General features: G+C 45.9%; 14 protein-coding genes. 5 read left to right on the plus strand and 9 right to left on the minus strand.

Translation table 11 applies throughout. The features are described 5' to 3' along the window. Window positions 1–62: 62 nt before the first annotated feature. A complete protein-coding gene (gene smc, locus RIG68_RS06600; protein ID WP_151999915.1) occupies window positions 63–3,620 on the plus strand; it encodes a chromosome segregation protein SMC in 3,558 nt (1,185 codons plus the stop codon). Window position 3,621: 1 nt separating this feature from the next. Here the strand turns inward: smc and RIG68_RS06605 are convergent, their stop codons facing one another. Then, window positions 3,622–4,578, minus strand: coding sequence for a calcium/sodium antiporter (locus tag RIG68_RS06605; RefSeq protein ID WP_350120153.1), 957 nt, complete (start codon window positions 4,576–4,578; stop codon window positions 3,622–3,624). A 167-nt stretch (window positions 4,579–4,745) separates the two neighbouring features. Between RIG68_RS06605 and RIG68_RS06610 the strand changes: the two genes are divergently transcribed. Beyond that, window positions 4,746–5,951 carry an MFS transporter gene (locus RIG68_RS06610; RefSeq protein WP_350120156.1) on the plus strand — a complete coding sequence of 402 codons (1,206 nt, stop codon included), beginning with the start codon at window positions 4,746–4,748 and terminating at the stop codon, window positions 5,949–5,951. On the opposite strand, the gene RIG68_RS06615 is transcribed toward RIG68_RS06610, so the two are convergent. The 6 genes from RIG68_RS06615 to RIG68_RS06640 form a co-directional block, all read right to left on the minus strand. Beyond that, window positions 5,948–7,024 (minus strand): AI-2E family transporter, encoded by a 1,077-nt coding sequence (locus RIG68_RS06615; RefSeq protein WP_350120159.1) that lies wholly within the window; start codon window positions 7,022–7,024, stop codon window positions 5,948–5,950. The genes RIG68_RS06610 and RIG68_RS06615 overlap by 4 nt on opposite strands. Before the next feature lie 51 nt (window positions 7,025–7,075). Beyond that, window positions 7,076–7,840, minus strand: a complete 765-nt coding sequence (locus RIG68_RS06620; protein ID WP_350120162.1) for a LytR/AlgR family response regulator transcription factor — start codon at window positions 7,838–7,840, stop codon at window positions 7,076–7,078. Beyond that, the gene (locus RIG68_RS06625) at window positions 7,840–8,889 is read right to left on the minus strand and encodes a sensor histidine kinase (protein ID WP_350120165.1); all 1,050 of its coding nucleotides are present in this window, start codon (window positions 8,887–8,889) and stop codon (window positions 7,840–7,842) included. Before RIG68_RS06625 ends, RIG68_RS06620 begins: the two co-directional genes overlap by 1 nt. A gap of 81 nt (window positions 8,890–8,970) precedes the next feature. Further along, window positions 8,971–9,645 carry a hypothetical protein gene (locus RIG68_RS06630; RefSeq protein ID WP_350120168.1) on the minus strand — a complete coding sequence of 225 codons (675 nt, stop codon included), beginning with the start codon at window positions 9,643–9,645 and terminating at the stop codon, window positions 8,971–8,973. Between the two features lie 5 nt (window positions 9,646–9,650). After that, window positions 9,651–10,067: a DUF2141 domain-containing protein gene (locus RIG68_RS06635; RefSeq protein WP_350120170.1), complete on the minus strand. Its 417-nt coding sequence runs from the start codon at window positions 10,065–10,067 to the stop codon at window positions 9,651–9,653. Between the two features lie 21 nt (window positions 10,068–10,088). After that, a complete protein-coding gene (locus tag RIG68_RS06640; RefSeq protein ID WP_350120173.1) occupies window positions 10,089–12,263 on the minus strand; it encodes a TonB-dependent receptor in 2,175 nt (724 codons plus the stop codon). A gap of 151 nt (window positions 12,264–12,414) precedes the next feature. Here RIG68_RS06640 and RIG68_RS06645 point away from each other — a divergent pair, with 151 nt between their 5' ends. The 3 genes from RIG68_RS06645 to RIG68_RS06655 are packed head-to-tail and all read left to right on the plus strand — an operon-like array spanning window position 12,415 to window position 14,440. Further along, window positions 12,415–12,828 carry a nuclear transport factor 2 family protein gene (locus RIG68_RS06645; RefSeq protein WP_350120175.1) on the plus strand — a complete coding sequence of 138 codons (414 nt, stop codon included), beginning with the start codon at window positions 12,415–12,417 and terminating at the stop codon, window positions 12,826–12,828. Between the two features lie 46 nt (window positions 12,829–12,874). Further along, window positions 12,875–13,867, plus strand: a complete 993-nt coding sequence (locus tag RIG68_RS06650; RefSeq protein ID WP_350120178.1) for a helix-turn-helix domain-containing protein — start codon at window positions 12,875–12,877, stop codon at window positions 13,865–13,867. Window positions 13,868–13,921: 54 nt separating this feature from the next. Then, the gene (locus tag RIG68_RS06655) at window positions 13,922–14,440 is read left to right on the plus strand and encodes a hypothetical protein (protein ID WP_350120181.1); all 519 of its coding nucleotides are present in this window, start codon (window positions 13,922–13,924) and stop codon (window positions 14,438–14,440) included. 3 nt (window positions 14,441–14,443) lie between these two features. Here the strand turns inward: RIG68_RS06655 and RIG68_RS06660 are convergent, their stop codons facing one another. Both RIG68_RS06660 and RIG68_RS06665 read right to left on the minus strand, forming a co-directional pair. After that, window positions 14,444–15,787, minus strand: a complete 1,344-nt coding sequence (locus RIG68_RS06660; protein ID WP_350120184.1) for a D-arabinono-1,4-lactone oxidase — start codon at window positions 15,785–15,787, stop codon at window positions 14,444–14,446. Between the two features lie 73 nt (window positions 15,788–15,860). Next, window positions 15,861–16,970, minus strand: coding sequence for a pyridoxal-phosphate-dependent aminotransferase family protein (locus RIG68_RS06665; protein WP_350120187.1), 1,110 nt, complete (start codon window positions 16,968–16,970; stop codon window positions 15,861–15,863). Between the last annotated feature and the right edge of the window lie 26 nt (window positions 16,971–16,996).

Here is a 16,996-nt window from a genome sequence, read left to right on the forward strand (position 1 = left end):
CTAGCCCCCTTTGAGCCCCATTTTGTTGATAACATTTAAAGGTTAATGAATATTTTTGCCGCATGCAGTTGACGAAACTTGAGATTCGGGGGTTTAAGAGCTTTGGGGATAAAGTGGTGATCAACTTCGATGAAGGCATCACCGGCATCGTTGGTCCAAATGGCTGCGGCAAGTCCAATGTGGTTGATTCCATTCGCTGGGTGCTTGGAGAGCAGAGATCACGCATGCTACGTTCCGACAAAATGGAGAATGTGATCTTTAACGGAACAAAAAAAAGAAAGCCTACCAACCTTGCCGAGGTTTCTCTCACCTTCAACAACACTAAAAACCTCCTTCCTACCGAATATTCTCAGGTCACCATCACCCGCCGCTACTACAGGTCGGGTGAAAGCGAATATGAATTGAATGGCGTCACTTGCCGACTGAAAGACATTTCCAATCTTTTCCTTGATACCGGGATAGCGTCAAACAGCTATGCCATTATCGAGCTTAAGATGGTCGACGACATCCTCAATGACAAGGACAATTCGAGGCGTGGTCTTTTTGAAGAAGCAGCTGGTATTTCGAAATTTAAAGTAAGAAAGAAGGAAACGCTGCGGAAGCTCAGCGACACCGATGCTGATCTTGCCAGGGTGGAAGATCTTCTGTTTGAAATAGAAAAAAACCTGAAAAGCCTTGAAAAACAGGCCCGTCAGGCGCAGCAGTACTATAAAATTAAAGAGGAGTACAAAGAGGCCAGTATTGCCCTCGCCAGAAAAACAGTTGAAAAACATCAGCAATCATTTCGGGATGGAAAGAGCAAAATAGAGACTGAAAACGACCTGAAGCTAAGTCTGAACCGTCAGCTTGCGGAGAAAGAAGCGGCTATTGAGAAGTCTAAAGCCGATTTGATAGCCAAAGAAAAGCAGCTCAGCTCAAGACAAAAAGCGCTGAATGAACATGTAGGTAAGATAAGGTCGTACGAAAGCGAGAAGAAAATCAAGAACGAAAGGCTTCGCTTCCTGAATGACAAAAATGAAAACCTCAGAGAGCAAATTGAGCAGGACAGGAAAAGCAACGAGCGGGCATCCTTTTCTATTGAAAGTCTTACCAAGGAAAAGCAGGTAGCCGATAAGATCCTATCGGAAGTAGCGGCGAAGCTCGACCGGCTCAAAGGTGAGTATGACCACCAGAAAACAGAAACAGCGGCCCTTCAGGAGGAAGTTAACATCCTCAACCGCAACTTCCGGCAGAGCAGGGAAGAGGTGTATCAGCTTACCAAAGACCTGGAGATCAAACAAATTCAGCTATCCACGCTCAAGCAGGAACTGGACAAAGCAGCTTCCGACACGACGGAGCAATCGGCCAACCTGGAAGAGTTTGAAATTAAGTTGCAGGAAGTAGGTGAACTGAGGGCCGAAAGACAAAAAGAAATCGACAAGCTTAAGTCGGAAGAAGAAGCTGTTCAAAGTAGAATTGAGAGTATAAGCAAAACGCTGGAAGTCATCAAAGAAGAAGGCACCCAGGTGAGCCGTAAGCTTGATGCCCGGCAAAATGAGTATGCGCTCACCAAATCGCTGGTCGAAAACCTGGAAGGCTTCCCTGAAGCTATCAAATTCCTGAAAAAGAACTCTTCCTGGGGAAAAGATGCTCCCCTCCTCTCTGACGTTATCACCTGCCCTGAAGAATACAGGGTGACAATCGAGAATTTTCTCGAGCCTTACATGAACTACTATATAGTAGAGAGTGAGGCTAATGCCTATCAGGCGATCAACTTGCTGAGCGACGCTGCCAAGGGAAAAGCTCACTTCTTTATTCTGGAAAAGTTCGACAAATTCAAGCCAACCAGCACCAAAATCATTCAGAACGCTATTCCGGCCACTGAGGTGGTGGAGTTTGACGGCAAATACAAGAAGCTTGTCAGCTTCATTCTTGACAACGTTTACATCTCTACCAACCACCACACCGACCTGCCAGATGTAGATGATGCTATCTTCATAACAAAAAATGGAAAGGTTACCCGTCGTCACTATTCCATATCTGGTGGGGCAGTGGGACTCTTTGAAGGAAAAAGGATTGGTCGTGCCAAGAACCTTGAAAAACTCGCTGTTGAAATAAAAGCGCTCAACAAAAAGCTGGATGAAATTCAGCAGAGTATCGAAAGCAATCAAGCCGACCTGAATGCGCTGAAAGCTTCCAGCAAGAAGGAGAGAATTGAAGCGCTGCTTCCCGACCTGAATCAGATCAACGAGGAGTATGTTTCCATAAGAACCAAGCAGGAGCAATTTTCGAAAATGCTCACCTCCAACACCACTAAGAGGGAAGACATTATCGACAGGATTGAGGTGCTTACCGAAGAATTGCGCACCCTGCAACCAAAAGCAGAGCGTGAACAAGACTTGCAAAAAAGCGACGAAGAGAACCTGGCTTCAAAGAACAGTGAACTACAGGTTTTTCAAGAAATCTTAAGTCAAAAGTCGGCAGCATTCAACCAGGAAAACATTTCATACCACCAGCAGGAGAACAAGGTAGCGAGCATCGCTCAGGAAATCAGCTTCAAGGAAAACACCTACGAAAGCTCCAAAGAAAGGATTGAGCGCAACCAAAGTGAGCTGAAGCAAACCGAGGAAGAAATTAAAGCTCTCGTGGAAAAAGCGGAGATGAATGACGACGAGTTGGTGGCCATGTACTCCGAAAGGGAAGCGATAGAAGTAGGTGTTAATGAAGCAGAAAAGGAATACTACAGCAGTCGTGGGCTGATAGATGAGCTGGAGAAAGAGAGCAGGGAGATTCAACGTCGCAGGGAAAGTACCGACCTGATGCTGATGGAATTCCAAAACCAGCTAAATGAAACTAAACTACAACTGAGCGCTGTAAAAGAGCGTCTTTCCGTCGAATTCAATATTGACCTCGACGATTTGCTGAAGGAGCAAGCTCCGGTAGAAGGAGAAGAAGTGAAAGAGAATCCGTTTGCCGACATTTCGGACGAAGAGCTTCGGGAGAAAGTTTCCAGGTTCAAAACGAGAATTGACAATATTGGCCCCATCAACCCCATGGCCATGGAGGCTTTCGAGGAAATCAAAGAGCGCTACGACTTTATCATCAAAGAAAAAGATGACCTGATCAAAGCCAAGGAGTCGCTGATCAGTACTATAGGCGAAATCGACGCTGTGGCCAGGGAAACCTTTCTCGATGCTTTCGAGAAGATCAGGGACAACTTTATCAAAGTATTCCGATCTCTCTTCACAGAAGAAGATGACTGCGAGCTGAAGCTACTCAACCCCGACGACCCGTTGGAAAGCCCGATTGAGATCATGGCCAAGCCAAAAGGCAAGCGGCCATTGACCATCAACCAGCTTTCAGGCGGTGAAAAGACGTTGACGGCTATTTCCCTCCTTTTCTCTATATACCTGCTGAAGCCAGCTCCCTTCTGTATTTTTGATGAAGTGGATGCCCCTCTCGATGACGCCAATATTGACAAGTTCAATAACATCATCAGAACGTTCAGTAAGGAATCTCAATTCATCATAGTGACACACAACAAGCGCACGATGTCAAGCACCGACATCATCTACGGTATCACCATGATAGAGCAAGGTGTGTCAAGAGTGGTACCTGTGGATTTGAGAGAATTGGCCTGATCTAGTTGCGGTAGATCAGGAAGCCCGTATAGCCAACAAATGCCACCAGAAACATCACAGCTTCTACTCTGTCAAGTTTGTTGCGGTTAAAGGTGAACATGAAAAGCAGCAGCGCAATGGATCCGAAGAAAATCACGAAGAAATCCATATTCAACGTTGCATTATAGGGAATTTCCCGGATGCCTCCGTTGATTCCCAAAATGAGCAGGATGTTAAAAATGTTGGATCCCACCACATTACCAATGGCAATGTCTGTATTTCGCCTGTAGGCGGCGACGGCCGACGTGGCCAGTTCAGGAAGTGAAGTGCCTGCTGCCAAAATGGTCAACCCTATCAGCTTTTCGCTCAGCCCGAAGCTTGCTGCAATGGCTACAGCATGATCCGTCACAAGTTTACCTCCTCCTACCAAAAGCGTAATCCCTACTGTGACAAACAAAACCGATTTTAGCAAGGTCATCGTTTGTATTTCTTCTTCTGGCTGCGTTTCGTTTTTTGCCTGCCTGACAATGTAAGCCATAAAAAGACCGAAAAAGACCAGAAGCACCAATGCATCTATCCGGCCGAGTGAGTTGTGATCAGCACCAAAGAACATGGCGTCGTTGACCAGAAAGAAAAGAAGCAGTGCAGAAAACAAAGAGTAAGGAATTTCGTATTTCACAGTCGTCCGCTGTACACTCAATGGGTAAATAACGCCGGCAACTCCAAGGATGAATAACAGATTGAATATGCTACTCCCTATGATGTTGCCGAACATGGCATCGTTCAGTCCGCTGGACGAGGCAAAGAGGTTAACAGTGAGTTCTGGGGCAGACGTCCCGAAGGCAACTACTGTAAGTCCAATCATCAAATTGGAGACGTTGATTCTTTTAGCGAGGGATGAAGCACCACTAACCATCCAGTCAGCCCCTTTTATGAGGATAGCGAATCCTACCAATAGCAGGATAAAGTGAAGAGTCATAAGGTCGATTAATTAGGTTAAAAGCTAAGAAATGTAAGAAGAAAAACGACTAGATTATCTTCGAATAGATTAATTTTTTTACTGAATAATTCAATTTTTTAATAATTGGAGATTTTACACTCCCAACAAGGAATAATTTTCGAATATCGCATCGTCAATACACATGAATGACTAGAGTCCTAACGCTTTACAAAAATGCCTTCGGTGGGCTCTCAAGAGCAGCCTGGATTCTGGCGCTTGTGATGCTGATCAACCGCAGCGGATCAATGGTGGTACCCTTTCTTAGTGTGTACCTCACAGCCTCTTTGGGCTTTGATTTAGAGCAGGCTGGCATCCTGTTAAGCCTCTTCGGGGTTGGCTCTATTACCGGTGCATTTGTCGGAGGATGGCTCACCGATAAAATCGGTCATTTTTGGGTGCAATTTTTCAGCCTCTCAGGCGGCGGCAGTTTGTTCTTTTTTGTTGCCAACCTCACAGAGTTTTTCCCTTTGTGCGTTGGCATATTCACCATCAGCGCTGTGTCGGAAATGCTGCGACCAGCCAACTCGTCGTCAGTGGCTCACTACGCCAAGCCAGAAAATGTAACACGGGCTTTTAGTCTCAATAGAATGGCGATCAATTTGGGTTATTCTTTTGGCCCGGCGGTTGGGGGTATTTTGGCCACCTTTTCTTACAACCTTCTTTTCATTGTTGACGGGATCACGTGCATATCGGCTGGCATTCTTTTCTTCTTCTATTTCAAAAACAAAAAAGGGCATGAACAGAAAGAGGACGAAACAAAAGCTACTTCTTCCCCTCTCAATGCATTAAAGGATTGGCGATTTGTGTTTTTCGTTCTGTTAGTGCTCTCTTTTGCTACAGTATTCTTTCAATTGTTCATGACCCTTCCTCTGTATTATAAAGAGGTCTACCAGTTGCCTGAGTCACAAATTGGATTGCTGATCGGGCTCAATGGCTTCATCGTATTCCTGCTGGAGATGATTATCGTGTACAGCGTGGGTGAGAGATTCAGCATCAGGAGACTGGTGATGATAGGAAGCCTGCTCAACGGACTAGCCTTCATTATTCTCAACCTGTTACACAGCGAGCCCATCCTTTACCTGGCAGTGTTGATCATTAGTGTCGCCGAGATTATGGCAATGCCGTTTATGGCCACCTACACGGTACAAAGGTCGGGGCCAAAAAACCGGGGAATTTATATGGGCATGTACTCTTTTGCCTATTCAGCGGCATTTGTACTGGCACCTGCGTTAGGCACAAATATTGTCAGAGCATTCGACTTCACCACGCTGTGGTGGGTTTGCGGGGTTCTTTCAATTGGAACATCCGTCGGTTTTTTTCTATTGCTGGCACCGCAAAAAAAGAAAGCCTAGTCTTCTTTTTTGGCAGGCTTGGCATTCCACTCCTTCAAAAAGATGGCATAGGCATTGAGTGAAGGTACCTCTTCCAATATAATTTTCACAATTCCGACGAGCGGAATGAAAAGTATCATTCCAGATACGCCCCATACCAGGGCCCCAACAATAAACGATAAGAAAACAGCAAAAGCGTTTATTTCGGTTGATGAGCCAACCACCCACGGCCTGATTACATTTTCCTGTATCATGTTAGCCAGCCAAAGCAGCCCGACAAGGAGTAACGGCGTGAGTAGTGAGTCTTTGGTTACTAGTGCGTAGCCCACCACAATGATCATTGCAATTAGGTTGCCTACGTAAGGAATAAGGTTAAGAATGGCCACCAAAATGGCGAAGAACAGCGCATACTCAAGCCCGAGCGACAGAAAGATAATGATGTCCATGGCTGCTGTAATAGCTGTAAATAAGCTAATACCTACAATGTAACTGCGAAGCACTTTCTGGATTTTGCCAAAGACCTTCCTGATTGTCTCCTGATTTGATTCGCTATATTTTTTTTCGATGAACCGGGAGGGAAGATCCCGGTACAGGAGAATGAAATAGATATAGATGGGCATTAGAAAAAGGTCAAAGAAAGACTGCCCAACTGATGAAATATTACCAAACAGCCATTTCACGACTTCCTCGAGTTGACTGCCTATCATGCTCTTTAGCTCCTCGGTATCATCTGCAATGCCCAGGTCTTCAACAATAAACTGCTGAACCCTGGTGATGCTGGAAGAAAACCGTGTGGAAATGGAGGGGAGATCCTTGCTTATGGACACTACTTGCGCTGAAAGCGTTGCCAGAATTCCTATTATGACTGCGGTGAGCAAAAGTACGGCGATGATAATTGCCAGGCCCCTCCTCATTCGCTTACTTTCCATCCATTCGACAAAAGGCATCATGAAAATGGCAAAAAAAGATGCCCAAGCCAGTGGCACCAGTAATCCACGGGTAATCATTAGCACCCAGATAATTACGACTATCAGTGCTATTGTATAGAACTGGCGTTGAATTCCACTGATTTCTTTTTTAGCTGAAGGAGCCATTTAGTTTGCCTTTATTTTACCTATGAAAATATCACTCAAAGGTCTTTAAATTTAACGATCCAGCCACATTTTAAAAGCATTTACTTTTTCCCTGGCAACAACAACATCTGTGTCGTCGCAGTTGTGCAGCACCAGCCTCAATCGGCTGTTGGACCAGGCAATAATGTCTTTGATAGACTTGAACGACACGATATACTTCCTGTTTATCCTAAAAAACACTAACGGATCGATCAGCGCTTCGGCCTGATCAAGGGTAAAGTCAATGATAAACCTTTTACCTTCCCGGTTCTGGGCAAAAGTGGCTTTCTCCTGGCTAACAAAATGGTCAATGTCAGCTACTTCAACAGATTTTAGATGATCGCCCACCTTAATGATAAATCTCTCCTTATAGCTTTTAGATAACCCTGCCAAAAGGTTTTCCAGCTTATCAAGCGGCAAACCTGACGGGCCGCCAGACGGCCTAGTCAAGCTGTTAAACTTCCTGAGAGCCGCTTTCAATTCATCATCGTCAATGGGCTTCAGCAAATAATCAACGCTATTCACTTTGAAGGCTTTGATGGCGTATTCATCGTAGGCGGTAGTAAAAATGATTGGAGTCCTCACCTCTACCCTCTCAAATATTTCAAAGCTAAGTCCATCGGCCAGCTGAATGTCGAGAAACAACAAGTCGGGCGCTGACTGGTTGGTCAGCCATTCCACCGCTCTCTTTACTGAATCGACCTGGGCGATAATTTCTACATCAGGCACAATCTTTCTGACCATTTGGGCCAGTCTGTCGGCCGACAATTTTTCATCTTCAACTATCAGAACCTTCATCAAACTTTATCGAGGGTTAAAAGCGGCAGGGTTACTTCAAACTTACCGTTCTCCTGTGTGACAATTACTTTCTTGCCACTCAGAAACTCATACCTGTCCTTGATATTATCAAGTCCTGTTCCCGAAGAAGGCTCTCTGGTGTGCTTTATCTGAAGGGTATTGGAAACCCGCAAGGTTTCCTCTTCAACGGAAATAGCAATTGTCAGCGGATGTTCTTGTGAAATTTCGTTGTGCTTGATGGCGTTTTCTACCAGCATTTGAACTGACAATGGAGGCACCACTTTATGCATATATGCATCAGGAACACTTATGTCATATTTGAGGTTGTCACCAAACCGAATCTGCTGTAGAAAAAGGTAGTCTTTTACAAACCTTAGTTCTGTAGAAAGATCTATCAGCTCCTGCTTTCTTGACTCCAGCACAAATCTATACACTTCCGACAGCTTCTTAATGAACTTCACAGCAGTGTCTGGATCTTGATGAACAAGCGACGTAAGCACATTCAATGAGTTGAACAGAAAGTGCGGATTGACCTGGCTTTTGAGCGCTTCATATTGGGAAGCCAACTGTTCTGACTTTAGTTTTTCAAGATTGATAGCTGTTTGCCTCCAGCTAAGGAAAAACTCCCGGCCAAACAAAAATGTCATGATCAACATGGTGCAGAACACAGGAAAGATCAGGTTATATAAGAACCCTGAGGACAATAACGTGTCAATGTCTCTCCCCAAATAAACAACGTAAAACAGGTAGTAGATAAGCGAAGCTGCTGTAAGGGTGTAAACTACCATCACAATGAGGCCAATCACCAACCGCTTCCCGGGAGCCTCAAGCCAGCTTATACGTGTCTGAATAAACTCCGAAAGATATTGATTCCCCTTCCAGAAAAACAGCCAAAAAGACGCATTGAGGCTAAAAATGGCGATTGTGCGTGTGTTGAACTCACTGAAGCACGAATTACAGGAAAGATATCCGCCAATTAAGCCGCCCGCTAAAATTAGCAGGGCAATTTCTTTTAACTCCCGTTGAACGGTCTTTCTGGTGATTTGCATCTCTGTTTTTTGAAGAAAACCAAACGAAGCTTAAAGTGCAACAGGCTCCATTAAATTACAAGTATTTGATAGGCCTTTACTTTAGTTGCCTTCTCCGGAGGCAGCCTTCTGGCAATTCTTTAGCATTTGCTCCGCCGCCCCTTGTCCCCAGGTGGGCGAAAAATCCCCATTATCCTTTTGCCGACCATAGTTCTCCACTGCTTTGGCAAGGGTTTGACACGAGGCCTCATTACTTTGCCCGAAGAAGTTCTCAGTGCCGTCCTGCATTTGCGCCATGAAGAGCCTGGCTCTCGGGTTTTGCGGATCCATTTGGATGGCCTTGCCGAAAGTCTGGAAAACTCTTGTTGACAAAGTCTGACCACGGGTTGCCGGATCGAAGGCGATACTTAGCATGTCAGCATAGCCCTGCATAGTGATCAGCTCCACATTGTCTGGCGAGACTTCCAACCCGGTTTCAACAAACTTTCTCGCCCGGTTCATTTTCTCATCCTGCAGGGTTAAAGTTTCCTCTTTTGTTGCCATCCATGCATAGGCAAGCGCAGCATAGTAATGTGGCTGCCATTTGTCTTTTTCCACGTTGGCAATTCGCTCCAACTTGTTGGCTGCATTCTGCCAGGCCTCTTTGCCGCCTTCAGCAGAGAACAATTGTTCCAGGGCTCCCTTCATTCCTTTTTCATAGGAGTTTTGTGCATTGGTTTGGCCAACTGAAAACAATGCCAAAAGGGAAACTACTGCGGTTATTTTAAGTGTCTTCATGATAATTAGCGGTTAAGTTTGATTTCAATAGAAGTATCGTTTTTAAAGCTGATTTTGCTTTGCTCAAAGCTGGGAGGGCCAAATTTGCCCATGACATTATTGCTGAAGCCATAAGGCTCGGTTGGTATCACCAGAAAAGTGTCGAGTTCGCCATTTTCATTTTCATCATGGATCACGCTGACGGCATATTCTCCGTACGGAAGGTTCTCAAAAACAAGCTCCTGGCCTTCGGCTGTCACTTTAGCTGAAACACCTTTTATTGGCTCTTTCAGGAAATTGTCCTCCTTATCAAAAAGGCCTACCATTACCTGGCCTTTCAGATCTCCCAGGTTGGTAACTTTCACAACCAACCTTCCCTGGTTGTCGCCGGCCTGGCTTTCAATGCCAACCAGCAATAAAATCATCATCAGTACATTTTTCATTGTTATGATATTTAAGTTGAATTATAAGTTTTCGAGTTGATTTTTCGACTTGTCCTTTGACAGTGTAATGAAAACTCCAAGGAACAAGAAACGTTTAGCAGGCTGACCAATAGCTCTTGCCTCAAAGGCACCGTCGCTGTTTGGATTGTCTGCAAACTGATAACCGAAGATGTTGTCCCGACCTAGCAGGTTGGTAGCTGAAGCATAAAAGATAACCTGCGGACGAAACAGATAAGCCATGTTAAAGCTGAAGTCCTGATAGCTCGGTAGCTGACTATTCATAAAACCATCTTTGTTGGGATTGTTGTAGAAGCGGCCACTGCCGTAAGAGTAAGTAAACCCTATCTGCGACTTGATGGCATCGACAAAGTGCTTGTAGACGAAAGAAAAATTATGCTTTGAAGCGAAGCCAGGCACGGCAGCACTGTTGTAAGTCAGGTAGTCCCTTTCAGTATCCAGAAATGAATAAGATATCCAGTAGTCAATATTGCGAAACGTCTTTGCATCTCGGAAGAAAATATCCAACCCATTGGCATCGCCATAGCCCTGGTTGTTGAAATAGGTTGGATTATAAGGCTCCGCCCCGTTGTACTTTACCAGTTTGTCGTAGGCCTTCATGTAGCCCTCTACCCTGAAAGTCCTGTTGTCTTTTTGAATTTGATAGTTGAGAATATAGTGAGAAGCTATTTCTGATGTCAAATCAGTAGTGACACGAAAGCGTTCGTTGTCTGGCGTTTGGTAAAATCTGCCATAGGCCAGCGACACCTGACTGAATTCAGTGGTTTTATAAGCCAGCGAAGCTCTCGGTGCCAGATTCCATTTACCAATAAGTGATGAATACTCTAACCTTGCTCCGGTTCTGAATACAAACTTATTGGACAGGTAAACGTCAGCCTCAGCAAAAGTAGCCGGTAACGTCTCTGTCTTTTCGTTGACCAGACTTTGGCCCTCAGCTGCGGTGATATTATCAGTAAAGTCTCTGACAATCACTTCCTGCCCAAGTTTAAGCGTCACCTTCTCGTTGCTATCGTTGGTGAAGACTGACTTTACATGCCATGCGTGCTCACCTGTGTCAACACGGTCGTTGTCGAAGTCAATACTGTCCTCAGAAATGGTTTGGCTGATACCGCCGCTATAGTACCACCCACCTCCCAGTTGGTTCTTATAAGTAGCATTCAAGTAGCTGTATCCATTCTTTATAGCAATTCTATTGCTTCCGCCGGGGTTGTTGATATCTGGTTGACGCAGGGCAAAAGAAGCATTAGCAAACGAACCATATAATTTGAAAATTCCGCTCTTTCCACTTTTTTGCCTGACCATAAAAGAACCACCCAGCGACTCAGAAGGCTTTTCCCAGTCGTATGCCTGACTGATCAGCGACTGGTATGGCTTCAGGTTAGTATAAGCAAGCTCTCCAAAAACGGAACCTCTCTCCCATCTTTCAGTGTGGCTCACACTTCCACCTACACTCATCAAAGAAATGTTTGACTCGGTTTGTTCGGGGAGGTCAAAGGTGTTGAGCACCAGCGCCGACGACATCGCCTGACCATATTCAGCGCTGTAGCCGCCCGTGCTAAAGAACGTGCCTTTGAACAGGAAGGGCGAAAACCTTGATCGGCCAGGCATATTAGGTCCGCTGGTATTATAGAAACTGTTCATTAGCATGCCGTCAACAAAAGTCCTGGTTTCTGTGCTGGCCCCTCCCCGCACGAAAAGCCTTCCGGACTCTCCTACCTTTTGAGTCCCTGGCAGTGTGTTGAGCGCCCCTGGAATGTCGGCAGTGGCCCCCGCCGTCATGGCAATATCGAGTGGCTTGAGCACTACCGATTTTTTCTCATCGCTTGCCTCGAAAGTGCCTGCTGTAATGGTGACGCCGTCAAGCTTGTTGATTTCCTCCTGGAGCTGGATGGTCAGCTGAATTGGGTTGCCTTCCAGCTTCACCTCCGTCACATGCTTCTTGTAGCCGATAAAAGTTGCCACCACCTGGTGGTCTCCGGCCTCCTCAGTTTCAAAAGAAAACGCCCCTTCCATATCTGTGGTGGCACCATCATAAGTACCTTCAACATATATATTGACGCCGGGAATCGGCTCACCCGATTTTTCGGTGATCACCCCCTTGATGACTGTTTGCGCTATAAGTGGTGTTGAAAAAAGTAGCGCCAGAACATAAAAAACGATTTTGAGTAGCTGTATCATTGAATCACTTGTTTGTCGTTGAATGATTCAAAGGTGCTATGCTCCCGACCGCTTTAATAATAGAAGTGACTGAACTGTAGAAGAAGCCGGATGAAATGACGCAGGGTTTGGATGGATGTTTTTATCTTTAATCGACCTTGAATTGAAAAGCATGAAAACCATACTCTTTTTCTTCGTAATTACGATGGCAGCCACAGCCAGCCAGGCTCAGCGCTCAACTGACCCTGTTGATGTAGTGAGCCGTCAGTTGGACGCCTACAATGCCAGAGATATTGACAAGTTTCTTGAAACATACAGCGACACGGTCAAGATTTACAACTATCCTGACAAACTACTTATGGATGGAATTGAAAACCTTAGAAAAGGATACGAGGGTTTCTTTCAAACTGCCGTTGACCTCCACTGCGATATTGTCAACCGAACTGTTTTAGGAAATACGGTTATTGACCACGAAAGTGTGGTCTTTGACAAGAACAAACCCAGGCTTGAAGCAATTGCCATTTACAAAGTAAGTAACGGCAAGATCTTCGAAGTGCGCTTTATCAACGCCAGTACTGAACCTTAGGGAGCACCAGCTGTCGGGTGTTTACCTGGTACCAACAAATGAACTGATGCCAGCAAATGAACTAATACTTCTGTTATTTAGCCTGGGTGCTTTTCAGGGAGTTTTACTTTCCGTATTACTCAAAGTAAAATACCGTCGTTCTCAGTCAGGCTACCTCTCGCTGATTTCTCTGTTCTTTGCGTTGCTGCTTGCCTTTTATGTGGCCTATTGGGCCAAACTGGGTACGCCCACCTACCTCTGGTGGGTTCAATACCTCACTTTTCTCATCGCTCCGCTTTTCTATTTTCTCATTAGAGGCATCTCCATTCAACAGGCAACGAAATGGCCGACAATCCTACATCTTCTCCCCTTCCTTGTGGCGGTCTTCGTTCTATACATGCCGATAAGCCCCATGTTTCTTTTCCTCTTGCAGCCGCTTCACCTGGTTATATATGTGGTTCTTTCCTTCCCATTCGCAAGAGGCAGGCGAGACAATGTTCGACACTGGCTATTTATACCATTGCTGGCTTATGCCCTACTGTTTGTGCTCTACTCCATTATGGTTGCCACAAAAACACTGACGTTGGAATTTGACTACCTGATTGCCGTCGCTTCATGCTTTTTTATTTATGCGCTGTTGATCAAATCCTATCTCCAGCCCCAATTCATCAGCCAACTCTCTACAGAAGAAAAGTTGAGCACCTACATTTCGGAAACAGTACTTTCTCAAATTGAGCGCCATTTCAAAGACTGCAAGCCCTACCTTAATGGTGAATACAGGCTCAACGACCTTTCGAATGATTTATCCTTAAAGCCCTATCAGCTTAGCGAAATCATCAACCAGAAATACGATGGATTTAACAAGCTACTAAATGACTACCGGATAAGAGAATCCATCTACCTTCTGAACAACACGAATGAAAAGGTTATTGACATAGCCCACCTAAGCGGTTTCAACAACAAGGTATCTTTTTATAAGTCATTCAAAAGAGCAACCGGGAAAACGCCGGTGGAATGGAGAAACTCTCAAAAAAGGCCGGTTAACATTTCTATAGATTAACCACTTCCATTCGTATCTGTGATAGATTGATCGGAAATCAAAAACTATCAATCTATGAAAGGGATATTATTCACCGTCTTACTGTGCTTCGGCTTTGCGGCACATTGCCAGGAGCTTCAACTTAGCAAAATTGACACAACCCAATACTTCGACTTTTGGGTGGGTAAATGGAAAGCAACCTACGACGAGGGAAATGGTGTGCAGCAATATGGCATCAACACTATTGACAAAATTCTCGACGGCACCGTCGTTCGAGAGACTTTTGAGCTCGATGAGGGCCAAAATAAAGGATTTAAAGGCACGAGTATTTCCGTTTACCAGCCACAGCTCAAGAGGTGGAAACAAGCCTGGGCGGATAACCAGGGCGGTTACTTCGATTTCGAAGGAGAATTTATCGGAGACAAACGAATCTTCAAGACCCAGATATTTGAGCGGGGCGAGAAGCGAATCCAGCAGCGCATGGTGTTTTACAACATCAAACACGACTCGTTTACATGGGACTGGGAGCTCTCATCGGACGGAGGAAAAACCTGGGCGCTGAGCTGGCGGATTTTGTATGAGAGGATTGACTAATCGTTATCCTTCATAAACATTCAAATCCAAATACTCATTCCTGAACTTTCCTTGCGGATCATACTTTTTGACTAGCTCCAAAAACGATTGGTATTTTGGGTATCTCTCATGCAAAGTTTCGGGAGCTACGGCGAACAGCTTGCCCCAATGTGGCCTCACTCCAAATGGAGACAGTTCTGCTTCAATCATTGGCAGTAGCTTGCTTACCTCCGGCCAGTTTTGCTTCCAGGTAAAGTGGATAGCCAAACTTGGCTGCCTGTAGGCTGTGCTCATCCACAGCTCATCGGCTGCAATGGTGCGAATTTCAGTGATCATCAATTGAGGAAAGATCAGGTCACGTTTTTTCTCCAGCGCCAAAATAGCGTCAACGGCGTTTTCCATGGGGACAAAGAACTCTGACTGCAGCTCCTCTCCACTGCTAGGCGTAAAGCCCATTTTAAAGTGTGGCAGACGGTCGTACCAGGGGCCAGGCTCACCCATTTGTTCGGTGCAATTCTCTGCTGAAAGGCGGGTAATCGGATGCAGGTTTTTGGTGGCAGCAGTTGCTCCGTAGAATTCGACGCAGGCATCTGTTATTTCCTCATCCATCCGCCGTTTGATCCACACCTGACTCACCACCTGATTCTGCCAGTCAGTAAATAAGCTGACGCTGTAGCCGGCAGACATGATGGCTTCAAAGTCCTTTTCCAAAGACACCAGCGGCAAATCCTGAAACACGTCTTGCCTCACATCGAAGGTCTTCTCGATAGCGAGCGTCACTTTCGTAACAATGCCCAATGCGCCAAGACCGACGACAGCTCCATAGAAATCCGGATCCCCTTCTTTCAATTTCACCAGTTGCCCGTTACCATCTACCAGCTCCAGTCCCTTCACAGCGCTTGCCAGGTTTCCGTTCCCCACACCCGACCCGTGAGTGGCCGTGGCAGCAGCGCCAGCGACAGAAATATGAGGCAGTGAAGCAAGGTTGTGTAAAGCGAAGCCCTTCCGATGAAGTTCCGGAGCAAATTCCCCATACCTGGCGCCCGACTCTACCGTGACGGTCATCGCCTCCTCATCAATCCCCAAAACCTTGTTGAAGTGCTTAGTAGATATCTGATTTTCGGGGCTGTCGGCTATATTGTTAAAGCAGTGCTTAGAACCCAACGCCTTCTGACTGGAAAGCTTTCTGACAAGCCCCTGAAGCTCCTCGGTGGTTTTGGGTTCCAGAAGGTTCTTCGCTTTGTACTGGTAATTACCCGCCCAGTTCTTTCGCACTTCCGTCGGTTTATCTTCGCAGGAAACCAGCGGCACCATCATTGATCCGGCTACAAATGCGCCCGTTGTTTTCAAAAACTCCTTTCTCTTCATAGGATGTCAGGTATAGGTTGGCAAGAAGTTAGCAATTTTCCTGGTGAATGCCCTACCTGCATACCTCAATTTCCTAGAGCATCTCCTCCAGTGCACCCACCAGCATGTTCACATGGTTTTTGGTACAGCTTTCTCCCATAATACCTATTCTCCAGATTTTACCGGCAAACACACCCAGTCCTCCACCGACTTCAATATTGTAGTCATTTAATAAACGAGTTCTGAGTGCCGCTTCGTCGACACCCTCAGGTAAGTAGACGGCATTCAAATTGGGCAAACGATGCTGTTCATCTACTACAAACCGAAAACCCAGTGCTTCCAGCTTCATCTTCAAATAGTTGTGCACTACTTCGTGCCTGGCCCAACGCTCTTCCAATCCCTCCTCCAACACAATATTCAATGCCTCATGCAGGGCAAAAATAGCAGACACGGGACCGGTGTGGTGGTAAGCCCGCTTCGCCCCTGCCCAATAATTCTTCACCATTGTGAGGTCAAGAAACCAGCTTTGCACCTTAGTTTTGCGGTTGTCAAGTGCCTTTACAGCAGCCTCCGAAAAGCTGACTGGCGACAGGCCCGGAGGGGCACTGAGGCACTTTTGCGATCCTGAGTAAATGGCGTCAATACCCCACTCATCGACCTTCAACGGTGCGCCTGTATAAGACGTAACTGCGTCAACAACAAGAAGCGACCCTGCATTATGCACCAGGTCACTTATCTCCTGTAAAGGCTGCATGGCACCTGTAGAGGTTTCGGCATGCACAATGGCTACCAGCTTTGGCTTTGGGCAGACATCCAGCACTTTCTTGATCTGACTCACTTCGGTCACCTTGCCCCAGTCGGTGTCTATCCTGTGCACCTTTGCCCCGCAGCGCTCGGCTATATCGACCATACGGCCACCAAAAACACCATTGACGCAAATGATGCACTCATCACCTGGCTCCAGCAGGTTGACCAGGCAGGTTTCCATGCCAGCCGAACCTGGTGCTGACACAACGAAGGTGAGATTATTCTTGGTCAACAATGTTTGCTGCACCATGCTTTTCACCTCGTCCATCATCCTGACAAACTCAGGGTCAAGATGGCCAATTAGTGGTGAAGACATCGCCTTCAGCACTCTCGGGTGCGCATCTGACGGGCCAGGGCCCATTAGTACTCTATGAGGGGGATTAAATGGGTAGGTCATAATTGTTCTGGTTTCTTCTCTTATCA

Origin of the sequence: Imperialibacter sp. (assembly GCF_040222385.1) — a bacterium.
In the GTDB taxonomy this organism is placed as follows: domain Bacteria; phylum Bacteroidota; class Bacteroidia; order Cytophagales; family Cyclobacteriaceae; genus Imperialibacter.